This window comes from Rhodococcus sp. BH5, assembly GCF_027583855.1.
Taxonomy (GTDB): Bacteria; Actinomycetota; Actinomycetes; order Mycobacteriales; family Mycobacteriaceae; genus Rhodococcus_F; species Rhodococcus_F qingshengii.
Genome location: NZ_JAJHVW010000038.1, coordinates 1 through 10,542, shown reverse-complemented (window position 1 = coordinate 10,542; position 10,542 = coordinate 1). Strand labels below are relative to the sequence as shown.

Below are 10,542 nucleotides of genomic sequence, written 5' to 3'. Positions count from 1 at the left end.
TTTGCGGCCGCCACCGACTTCAGCAGTTCCGTGGAGCGTTTGGCGATAGCCAGTTCGGTCTCCAACTCAGCGATACGACGTCGAGCTGCAGCGAGTTCGGCGCTCCCAATCGAGCTCAGGCCCGGCTTCTGTCCGGTATCGATGAGCTCCTGGTTTTGCCAGTTGTAGATGGTCTGATCGGTGACATCGAGACCTGCGTCGACCTCGGCGACCGTGCGTCCTGACTCCAGCAGGTCGAGAACATTTCGGCGGAACTCGGACGGACAGCGTCAGGGCATCGCAGACCTCTCTCCGATACATCAATGCCTGAAGTACAACAAACGAACTCCGGAAAACCCGGGGCACATCAGTCTCCGGACTCGCCGGAGCGATTGTCCGCGAGTGATCGACTGGTTCGTCGATGTGGGAGTGGCCGCTCGTCCGCAGCACAACGCGGAAGACCACCGCCCGACACCGGGCGCGACACCGGACTCTGAACCACCACCAGATCTGCGACGAGACGTCGCCCGCGATGTGCGCGAAGGATGTGCAGGCGATACATTCGGTTGCCGCCACCCGAGCGCAGTTCAGCCGAGACCATCGCTGTCCTGTTGCCGATCTGCAATTCGAGGGTTCGAAACGATCGACCAAGTCCAGCCCGGAATAGTCAAAGGTTCACCGCTACCGAGGTTTTCGAAGTGTGAAATCACACCTTCTGCGTCCCTGAACGAAGCCAGGTGACCCACCCGGCTGGTCGTCAGTACCGCCGGGTGGGTCCAGCGCGCCCAGCCGTGGGGGCAGGGCGCACGATGGGGAGCGGATCACGCCAGTAACAGGTCCTGGAATCCCGCTCAGCAGAAGATGGTGTGACCCTACACGTTTCACCGACTCACAGAAAAGACCGATACCACAATGCGAGGTACCGGCCGTATTCCGAATATTACTTGAGGCTACGCCAAAACAAATACCGAACAATTGATGCTCATGTTGATTTTAATCTTTCTGAAGATTGGTCTTTCAATGCGGATTTGAAAGCATTTGTGCTGTATAAACGCATTCGGCGCGTGTTGGTATGATGGATTGTTTGCATGAGTGCCGCCATTGGTACTGTCCGGTGACTTACTTATCGGCTAGTGCCTAGTTACCATAACGGTGGTGTGTTGCGGAAAGGTCCCGGCAGTGGCGGGCTCGTGAATTGAAAGCAGCAATGGGCAGTCATCCCCGTTCCATCATGGAACTGCTCAACATCGCCCAGACTCCCGACGAGGAAAGCGAAGTTGCGTTCGAGCAGGACGCCCACGTTCGTAGGGGCGTCGAATATGTCACCGAACACTCGGTGTAGCCGCGCGAAAAGCCCACAGGCAACACCATCGCCACCCCGGAACCGGGGCGGCGATGGTTCTTTTCAGGATGCGACCGAACATGGCCGACAGAGCAATGTGGAAGGTCAGCTGGCGATTGGGTGCCGCTCACGCGTAGTTGAGCTGGGCCAAACACTTGATCTGAGGCTTCGACGTTCGCTTCAACTTCTTGTCGATGACCAGCTTGGTTCGGGCTGCATTGATTTGCGCGTCCGTCGCATGCGCAGCGGCCTGTGGTGTCGAGTCCGTCATGACAGATCCTCCGAGTCTTCGCTGTCAGTATCGCCCAATGCGAGCACTTCATCAAGAATGACGTCCGCGGCCGCCAACTCATCCGGACCCTCGAGAGTGCTGGTCACCATCTTCCTCACCATCAGAACACTAATGTTGGCGCGGCGTTCGTTGCTCTCGTCCAGGGTGAGCTCCGCGGCATACTGAAACCGCCGCCACCGCTCCTCGCGCCGCCAGCTCCCTCTGATCTGTGGCACCGGTGTTCGCTTTCCACACCAAGAAGCCGGTAACCAGTGCAGCGATCAACGTCAACAAACTCAGAATTATCTGGGCAACCGGCACGGCGCAGAGTCTTCCACATACGGCTCGTCAGTCGACATTGGCCGCTAACCCCCAGTACAACGGCCGATGTGCCATAAGGCCCTGTTTTATTGGGTCGACCTGGGTGAGGGAGAAAAGCCGTGGGTGGTGGTCTCCAACAACCTCCGGAACCGCAAACTCGACGGCGTTCTCGCAGTGCGTGCGACCACCACTCCGAAGCCGGGAATCCCCACCGTCGTACCGTTCACCGCCGACGACCCCCTTGTCGGCTCGATCCTCGCTGACGACATCACCCAGATTTTTCACGATGAGATCGCCAACGGCCGCCCGGACGGTCCCCCTCTCTCCCGAAACCGTGCTCAAACTCAACAAAGCACTCGCGATCGCACTCGGATTGCCTTGAGAACCTCACCGTACAACTATGGTCACACAGCCGAAGGTCAACGGCAGCTTGGTCAGCAGTCGACCGTTTCGCGTGACAACGAAATCAATCCTTTCGTGTCTGCGTCCCTGAACGAAGCCAGTCGATCCACCCGGCTGGTCGTCAGTACCGCCAGGTGGGTCCAGCGCGCCCAGCCGTGGGGAGCTGGGCGCACGATGGGGAGCGGATCAGGCCAGTAACAGGTTCTGGAATCCCGCTCAGCAGAAGACGGTGTGACCCCACACGTTTCACCGACTCGCAGAATGCGTCAATACCGCAATATAGGTAGCTCGGCACCCTCTATCGTAGAGGAAACTAAAGCTCCTACTGTCGACAATTTTGCCATACATCTGTGGCACCTCAAACATTAGGTACGTCTTGCCGAACAATGCGAGAGGCAAAGGTCCCGATAATGAAATATGTTGCAGGCCAACATTTTCAGCGATCTACTCTGCCTCGCTCCGTAGCCTTCGACAGTTGCGTCTCGGCAAGGGTTCAGGGGCCCTGCGCACAGTCGCAGGTAAAATGTTGCGATGAATTCCCTTGGTGAGTACCACAATTTGGAACTCAGAGGAGCGAAGCAAATCGATCCACGACACAAGCGCTTTCGGGTTACGGCAAGAGCGACCTGGTAGGGAGGGGCAATGGCGTGAGACCCTGATCTGAGATCTTCATCGCCGCGGAGAATCGATAGGAGAAATCGAGCGAATCCTCGGAGTAGGATGCCCCGAATTCGTCGTTTCCTACGTGAGTCCGGTGGTATCCGGCCGTCCCACGAGTGCGGAGAATAGGTCACATCACCGCAGTCGAACGTGAAGAGGTCTCGCGAGGAATCGCCGCAGGTAACAGCGCTCGGACCATCGCCCAGAAAATGGGAAGCTCCCCGAAGCACGCCCCGGACCGACGCACCGCGATTGAGGCGTGGAATGTTCACTACAATTACCACCCGGCCTTCGGTACGAGAACCTTGTCCCACTTCCAGTTTTTATCCCTGGCCTCAAAGACCAGGATATCGAAGAATCTCGTCGACAAAAGATCGCTTCAAGTGAATAAATACCCTAAAATTCTTGGCAGGTCGACGAACATATCCGAAAACTTCCAACTGCATTGCCCCTTTGAACATACCGCTGCGACGTATCATTTATTCGCTATGATACGCTCTAAAATGGGTTAGCATCTTGCAATATTTTACACAATTTCACAAGATGCGCATATTATCATCGCCCACAACATGTCGGAGATATTTCCCTAGGAGCAAAGAAGACATTGATCGACAAGAATGCGAGACGTATCATTGTTCAAAATTCCACAAAGGCTATTACGCTTTTGATTGTTCTAACATTTTCGTTAAGCACCAGCAAAGTTTCAGCAGATCAGTTGCCTGCTCCGGTCAATGCTGAATCGTTTGATAAGTGCACAAACCCTACACCCGAACATGGATTCGAATCAAAGAAGCCGGAATTACTGGGGATTGATGGGGCATCATTAGATGATGCAATTAGATCAGGGGTCGCCAAAGGGGCAACAAGCCTGCACGTCTACCGAAACGGCTGTCTGGCCGGTAGCACCGATAATCAAATATTGAATGAAACTCCTTTCCCTCTTGCTTCGGGCACTAAATCAGTAGTTGCTTTAGCTGTGGGACGAGCAATGGGCCTCGGGTTCTTAACAATCAACGATCCCCTAAGCCGATATTTCAACGATCTTGATGAAGATCGGAGGCAAATTACAATTCGACAGTTGCTCACACAATCTTCGGGGTTAGAATTCTCTTGGGGGGCAGATTTATTCGGATATCTGGTCGAACCAGCCCGCCAAGCACTTAACTTACCGCTGGTTGAGAAGCCAGGAGCAACCTTCGCATACGGTCAAAGCACAATTGAAATTCTGATTCGAATTATGGAAATATCAACCGGCCAAGATTTTCTAACTTTCGTTCAAAATGAATTATTTGAACCTTTAGGAATTCCTCGCGACCACTGGGTTTGGGTGAAGAATCGCATGCATTCTCCAATCGGAGCTTTCGGATTAGCAATGCGCCCATCGGATCTCGGTCGATTAGGTCAAATGATGCTACAAATGGGTCACTTCTCGGGAAAGGAGATCCTCTCCGAGACTTACATTGAAGAACTATCCAGTTCAAGTAAATCCAATCCTGGCTACGGATTTCTGACCTGGGTGAATAGTGGAAAAGATTTCCATACCGTAAATATGCCAAATAGCAGCAACCTCGATAGGGAAGTCTGGCCAGGCCTTCCAAAAGACATGTATGTAATCGTGGGACTTTTTGGGCAAATTGTAGCGGTAGTCCCCAGCCTTAATATGGTAATAACGCGAGTAGGGGGTACCACCTATTTTGATGCGGAAAATCCAAATGCAAGTGCTGGGGCGGAAATTAATCCAGATATTCGAGAACTGCTATGGGATGCAGTTTCATCCGCAATAGAAACGGACTCCCCTGATGAAATTTCACCTATCAAAGATATGCCAAATCCGTTCAGCTCAAACGATCTTCGCGGCTTCATGGCGCCAGATCTGATAATGCAGACAGTTACAGGGGTTGGGCCTTCGGCAAATGCTCATTGCAACCTTGCATCCTGCAATGGGGACACTATCCTATCTAGCTCGCAAATTTGGCTCGAGGACGCTCTCAAACAAATTGATGCAGCCCGTGCATCTACCGAAGCGGATCTAGATTATCGTTAGTAGGCCGGGTCGGGATTCTTGATGCCACCTACGATGGAGCTGCCCCACATTTGGTTGGCTTGCGCCGTTCCTGCAACTTTGCTGCGTATTACATATAGGCCCTGACAATTTTTCAACCCCGTGCAGGACCTTCGCCTCTACGTAGCCTCCCTCGATCCAATGGCGCCAGGGCTCTCACTGCCCGAGAAAGGGCTTTGACCCCGTGTGATCGACACGCTTTCCCTGGTTTCGAACCAGGGAAAGCGAGAAGATCTAACCTGATGACCAAAAAAGAATTACACCGAAGAGTTTCGCCGCGATGCAGTCGAGCTGTACCACGACACCGACGGCGCGACCGTGGCCGGGTCGCCGCCGATCTCGACATATCCCACGGTTCCCTGACCACATGGCTAAAGAATGCGGAAATCCCGATCCGCAGACACGGCACCAGCGGTGCACCGCGTCCCTGCTCCAGCCAAACACCCGAGCAGGAAGCCGTCAGGCTCCGCGCAGAGATCGCGCACCTACGCGCGGAGAAAACCAAGCTCGAAACCGAGCGAGACATCCTGCGGTCGGCGGCCAAATATTTCACCGGAGAGACAAATTGGTGAACCGCTTCCAATTCGTCGCCGACTACTCCCACACCTACCCGGTGAAGTGGTTACGCCAGGTCATCGATATCGCTCGCTCCTCGTACTACTCACGGATCAACGCTGAGCCCGTGCGAGCTGCCGACGTCGCCTGCCGGCGAGTTTCTCCAACACTGCGCCCTTGTGAGCAGCTTTTGAGCTACGCCAGGGTTTCCGGCCCGGAATTACGATAGGACGCGTTGAACGCGGCCAGCTGTTTCCACAAATGGACAGACAAAGCAACGGGAGGGAAGACCGATCGGCCCGAGCTGACGGCCGTCATGGAGGCATTGCAGCCGGGAGACGCACTCGTCGTGTGGCGGCTCGGCCGCTCGCTACCTCATCTGATCGAGACGGTCGCAGAACTCAAGACTCGCGTCGGGGTGTTCGAATCCTTACCGAGGCGATCAACACGACCACGCCGGGGTCGAACGCAACCTCATCCGAGAACGCACGTGGGCAGGACTCACTGCGGTAGGCGAACAAGATGCGCGGTGACCGCCCATCCATTACTGGAGGTTTCGTGTCGCAGGCGGGTCTCGGCTACTCATACCTCGCGCGTGTTGCTTTCGCGGCAACCGTATCGATCACTGTTCCAGTGGTATGCACACCGATATTTGCCGGCGCTGGGCCAGATGTCGGTAGCTCTTGCTCGACCACCAGCAGGGCTGGTCGTGGCCCGCTCTCGCCTGTTTCTGTACTCGTCCTGCTCCATAGGAGAAGCCATGCCTGTCCGAACCGCAACGAATTCTCGTCGCTCCCAGCAGTCGTAAGAAAAACTCATGCGCCGAGCGGCTTGTACTGCAATCGCTACGGGAGTCTGAAGAGCACTTCCTGGCGTCCGAGCGGACATTGCGCCGATTGCGAAGGGTGGTGAAGGTACCGCTCGAGTCAGGAGCAGGCGATGACGTTCGTCAACGATGCGCCGGCGCCGCTGCCCGGCATGCCCGACAGCACTCCCGTGTCACTGGCGTTCCAGATGGCGTTGATCGGACAGCCTCTGCCGATACACATTCCCGAACGTCTGTGGCGTTCATGGCTCGGCGATCCTGCCGTCGTTTCTCGCTTCGAGGCCAAGCTGGTGCTACCGAATTTCGTGGATTCGGACGTATCGAGGAGGTAAGTAACGTCGCCGTAACATTGCCCGGCTAGCCTCCGGGAATCAGGGGAATGGGAAAGGTCAGCCCTATGAGCGGCGCAATTACCAATCTCGAGGAATCCGCTCAGCGTCAGTTGAGCGCCGGAGAACGCGAAACGAAGATCCGACATCTGGTGACCTGGTCAGCAGCGCACCTCGCTTATGTGAAAAACCTCCCGCAAGGTGGTGTCCGCGACAATCACCTCAGAAGTGTTGAGAGTGCTCTCGTAGAAGCCTCCGCACTGCTCGTCTATGAAGACGAGTAGACGCTGCTTGGTCGGCGCGACAGAACGTACTCGTTGCACCGTTCGACCTCAGGTGAACCGAAGCGATATCGGATTGCCTTATGCCTTAGTGGTTTCTGTACAAGGTACTGCAGGCGACATTTAACACTTAGGCGATTTCGGTCATGGATATGCCGTCGCCGCGCTATCTCGTTCGCCAAACGGCTTTCTGCAATGGTCAGCGAGGATAGCCGGCCTCCGACGCGGCCGTGCTAACGAGCTGCGGAGAGTCCTGCCATGGTCCGTTCGCGGATGAACTCAGTTAGGCAGACGGAAGCTAGATGATCAGGCTCCGCTCACCCGTCAGCACAGGTGGGTGTCCGAGGTAGTCGACAGCGCCGGAGCAGTTCGCGACCGCACCATCGGAGAACACCGTGATGGGCTTACCACTGCTCCCTCTCACGTTCCGTCATGTGCATCCACAAGGTGGTGTGCGGGATGTCGAGCGGCTCGTCGGTTCGGGTGAACCAGTCGACCGGGAAGCCGGTCAGTTCTGCCAGCAGCAGCAACTGTTCGAATGTCGGGTAACGCTGTCCCGCTTCCCATTCGTCGACTGTAGGTTCTTCGGTTCCACAGGCGATGTCCATGTCGGGTCCTTCATGGCCTCCGGCGTCGAGGGCGTACGTGATGCCACGCGACGCACCCGCGCCGCGTCGAGGTTCGCGATTTCGGTCATGATGCGGCGACTGCCCGCGTGGAGCGCAGCGTGCGGCGTTCGCGGCGGGTTTTGCCGCCCCAGATTCCGTATTCTTCGTGGTTCGTGAGCGCGAAGTCGAGACATTCGGCGGACACGGGGCAGCGAGCGCACACCCTTTTGGCTTGGACGGAGCCGCCGCGGCCTGGTTTGTCGGGGAAGAACTCGTCGGGATCCGATTGTGCGCAGAGCGCTGACCAGCGCCAGGTCTCGTCTTCGCTGTCCTCGGCGGCGTCGACGCAGCCGAGGTTCGGGCAGATCAGTCTCGCGAAAGTCGATTCAGCGTTCATGATTTCCTCCCCCGTCCCTGTTCCCGACCAGTTCGGGTGGCTGTTGTTGCGCCACTTCGACTATAGGGTTTCAAGGGGCGTGCGGTTCGTTCTTGGGGACGCGTCGTGTGTGTGACTTTCGGTTGTGCCGCCCCACTTTTCGTGCAGCGTATCGGCTTGGCTCACGATTCCTTCAGGATCCCTTGCACGTCAGCTGCCAGGTACCGGACGTCGACTCCCAATCCTCTGCTGGAGCGCCATCATCGCCTCTCCGCGCGAATCCGACCCCGCCCACATTCTAATCGAACATATATTCGAAATCGAATGATGCGCTTGCGGCCGGCCGCAAGCACCGCCCCGCTAGGCACAAGAGCGGGGGCCAAACAACCCGAGAGCGCTTACGTCGCTGATCGAGTCGCATTTCTCCTCCGAGTTCCGAATTATGTTACTCGCCAAAGTAATTCATCACAACGCCTGGATCGGAACCCGAATGCAGATTAAAGGAAGAGGGAGGTGATCTCCGTCGATTTTCCAGTTGAAGGTACGTGTGATTTGCAAAATTGCAAATTACATTTCCTGGAAATAATTCAATTGGCACCCACTTGCTGAAAATCTATGATCTCCACTCTGTGAATATTCATCTTCCCACCACTTGACGGACATCCTCGCATGCGACATATTTACCTTCGGAGAATTCAGTGCTCCAAACTGATCGAAAAGTTACATGCTTCGTTAATGTGTAACTCTATCCGGCGAAACAAATATCATTGGCAATCACATTCGTAAAAAGGAACCTGAGGGAGAAATTGATATGCGCAGAACGGTAGGCGTTTTTGCAGTTTCCTTGACCGTCGGAGCGATGGCGTTGGCCTTCCCGCTTTCCGCAAGCGCGGGATCGATGACTGGATCAATCAGCGGGATCGGCTCCGGGTCTTTGGACAGTACGGGGGCAACCTTGTTCGACACCGGTTCCGGTTCCTCGGGCAGCTCACTTTCAGGAGGATCGCTGAGCGGTTCCTCAGCCCCGGACTCGGCATGGATTGGAGGATGGAATTTGCAGAGTGCTTCACCATCACTGGCGACACTGACCATCGACAGCGAATCCCCAACCTTTTCCGCCGTGCTCGACGTCCCAGCCTTAGGTTGCCAAGCAACGTGGACAGAAAATGTGGCATTACCCAATGGAAGCATACTGGCTTCGGCAATAGCTTCGGCAGAAGAATGCGGTGGAGATGCGCTAATTTTAAATGTTTCAGCGAACTATTTGACGGCATCCCTCGCGTCGGATCCAAATTCCACCATCATCGCAGCCTTTGCGCATCTTTAGCCTCATATTGTTGCGAAAGGTAGCTACCTGAAAAGATTTAAGTAAATATTTGTCGGATCGCTGTCTCTCTGCGCACCGTTTGATCCGGATCGAAACGGTGCGCAGGGGGGGCACTGTGACCCATGAGCCTTTCGAGTAGCCGACTCCCGCGTCCGTTTGGCTGTGCTCTGTCCCAGTGTGCTCACATGCGGTGCCCATTAGTTACGGGAGCCAGGCATGAGATAATCGTCAAGGCGGGGTTGACCAGAGCGGACGACCCAGGAAGCAGGGCACCGTCGACCACGAACAGATTCGAGCCGGCGGGTTCGTGGATGTACTCCATCGTCGGGGAACCTCCCAGCACGCTCCGGATCACCCGTCGGTCCTCGGAGTCCTGGGAGCAGGATTCGATGACAGCGCGGGTGGTTCCCAACTCCTGTAACCGGGTGAACGTACCGGTCAGTGCCATGTCGCGGGCGACGCGTGTGGCGCATCTCCTCTTCACCACGAACAAATACGGGTGGGCCTCGGGCTCGGCGACTGCGTTGACGATGCGCCCGGCGTCTTTGCCGACGTTCTTCATGCGGATGCGGGAGCTGCCCTTAGGGCGGATCCGATTCAGTTCGCCTTTCAAGGAGGCGACGTCACCGTTGGTGACGGTAGCGGCGCACATCATGAACGACCCTTTGCGTCCTGGAAGGACCCCGTTTGGTGAGCCACTCGGTATCAGAGAATCAATGCGTGTGAACGCAGATGGCAGCGTACTCATTCGGAGTTCGGTACGCCAGCGATGAATGACGGTGTCGGTTGTTGTAGTCCTCCTTCCAGTCCTCGATGACCACCCGTGCTTCGAGGAGGTTGTGGAATTCGTTCATGTTCAGGCATTCGTCGCGAACGCGGTTGTTGAATGATTCGATGTAGCCGTTCTTCCACGGCTGACCAGGTGGAACGTAGCCGATACCGACCTGATTCTCACAGAACGTCCTCAGCGCTTCGGAGATGAACTCGGGCCCGTCGTCGCACCGCAACACATGTGGCGGGCCGCCCCGGAGCGCGAACGCTTTCTCCAGGGCGGCGACGAGATCCTCTGCCGGGATGTATTGAATCGAACCGGAGTTTCCGGAGACTTCATCCTTTGGGAAAGATGGAGTCATGTCGTCAGCAACGAACACGAGGTACCCGCCCGAACTGCGTGAGCGGGCAGTGCGGATGGCCGCAGAAGTC

14 protein-coding genes are annotated in these 10,542 nt (G+C 56.0%); 6 read left to right on the top strand and 8 right to left on the bottom strand.

Going from position 1 to position 10,542, the window contains the following annotated elements:
• Together RhoBH5_RS32865 and RhoBH5_RS31870 are read right to left on the bottom strand one after the other, a co-directional pair.
• Positions 1–230, bottom strand: a 230-nt coding sequence (locus tag RhoBH5_RS32865; protein WP_442972504.1) for a transposase, incomplete at its 3' end; no start/stop codon positions are given.
• A gap of 116 nt (positions 231–346) precedes the next feature.
• On the bottom strand, positions 347–580 hold the full coding sequence (locus RhoBH5_RS31870; protein ID WP_270009536.1) for a hypothetical protein: 234 nt from the start codon (positions 578–580) through the stop codon (positions 347–349).
• 606 nt (positions 581–1,186) lie between these two features.
• Between RhoBH5_RS31870 and RhoBH5_RS31865 the strand changes: the two genes are divergently transcribed.
• Entirely contained in the window at positions 1,187–1,321 is a 135-nt protein-coding gene (locus RhoBH5_RS31865; protein ID WP_270009535.1) for a hypothetical protein, read from the top strand.
• Positions 1,322–1,448: 127 nt separating this feature from the next.
• On the opposite strand, the gene RhoBH5_RS31860 is transcribed toward RhoBH5_RS31865, so the two are convergent.
• Entirely contained in the window at positions 1,449–1,592 is a 144-nt protein-coding gene (locus tag RhoBH5_RS31860) for a hypothetical protein (RefSeq protein WP_270009534.1), read from the bottom strand.
• Positions 1,593–2,036: 444 nt separating this feature from the next.
• On the opposite strand from RhoBH5_RS31860, the gene RhoBH5_RS31855 reads away from it, so the two are divergent.
• From RhoBH5_RS31855 to RhoBH5_RS31830, 5 genes are all read left to right on the top strand, one after another.
• Positions 2,037–2,513: a hypothetical protein gene (locus tag RhoBH5_RS31855; RefSeq protein WP_270009533.1), complete on the top strand. Its 477-nt coding sequence runs from the start codon at positions 2,037–2,039 to the stop codon at positions 2,511–2,513.
• Between the two features lie 1,066 nt (positions 2,514–3,579).
• Positions 3,580–5,019, top strand: a complete 1,440-nt coding sequence (locus RhoBH5_RS31850; protein ID WP_270009532.1) for a serine hydrolase domain-containing protein — start codon at positions 3,580–3,582, stop codon at positions 5,017–5,019.
• Positions 5,020–5,908: 889 nt separating this feature from the next.
• Positions 5,909–6,400: a hypothetical protein gene (locus tag RhoBH5_RS31840; RefSeq protein WP_270009538.1), complete on the top strand. Its 492-nt coding sequence runs from the start codon at positions 5,909–5,911 to the stop codon at positions 6,398–6,400.
• A 131-nt stretch (positions 6,401–6,531) separates the two neighbouring features.
• Positions 6,532–6,750, top strand: coding sequence for a hypothetical protein (locus tag RhoBH5_RS31835; RefSeq protein WP_270009531.1), 219 nt, complete (start codon positions 6,532–6,534; stop codon positions 6,748–6,750).
• A gap of 65 nt (positions 6,751–6,815) precedes the next feature.
• Positions 6,816–7,031 (top strand): hypothetical protein, encoded by a 216-nt coding sequence (locus RhoBH5_RS31830; RefSeq protein ID WP_270009530.1) that lies wholly within the window; start codon positions 6,816–6,818, stop codon positions 7,029–7,031.
• A 401-nt stretch (positions 7,032–7,432) separates the two neighbouring features.
• Here RhoBH5_RS31830 and RhoBH5_RS31825 read toward each other — a convergent pair whose 3' ends face one another.
• The 5 genes from RhoBH5_RS31825 to RhoBH5_RS31805 form a co-directional block, all read right to left on the bottom strand.
• Positions 7,433–7,636, bottom strand: a complete 204-nt coding sequence (locus tag RhoBH5_RS31825; RefSeq protein WP_270009529.1) for a hypothetical protein — start codon at positions 7,634–7,636, stop codon at positions 7,433–7,435.
• Positions 7,637–7,721: 85 nt separating this feature from the next.
• Entirely contained in the window at positions 7,722–8,033 is a 312-nt protein-coding gene (locus RhoBH5_RS31820) for a WhiB family transcriptional regulator (RefSeq protein ID WP_270009528.1), read from the bottom strand.
• A 753-nt stretch (positions 8,034–8,786) separates the two neighbouring features.
• Positions 8,787–9,194 (bottom strand): hypothetical protein, encoded by a 408-nt coding sequence (locus RhoBH5_RS31815; RefSeq protein WP_270009527.1) that lies wholly within the window; start codon positions 9,192–9,194, stop codon positions 8,787–8,789.
• A 326-nt stretch (positions 9,195–9,520) separates the two neighbouring features.
• Positions 9,521–9,994: a hypothetical protein gene (locus RhoBH5_RS31810; protein WP_270009526.1), complete on the bottom strand. Its 474-nt coding sequence runs from the start codon at positions 9,992–9,994 to the stop codon at positions 9,521–9,523.
• Between the two features lie 58 nt (positions 9,995–10,052).
• The coding region (locus RhoBH5_RS31805) for an integrase core domain-containing protein (protein WP_270009525.1) at positions 10,053–10,542 on the bottom strand (490 nt) is incomplete at its 5' end.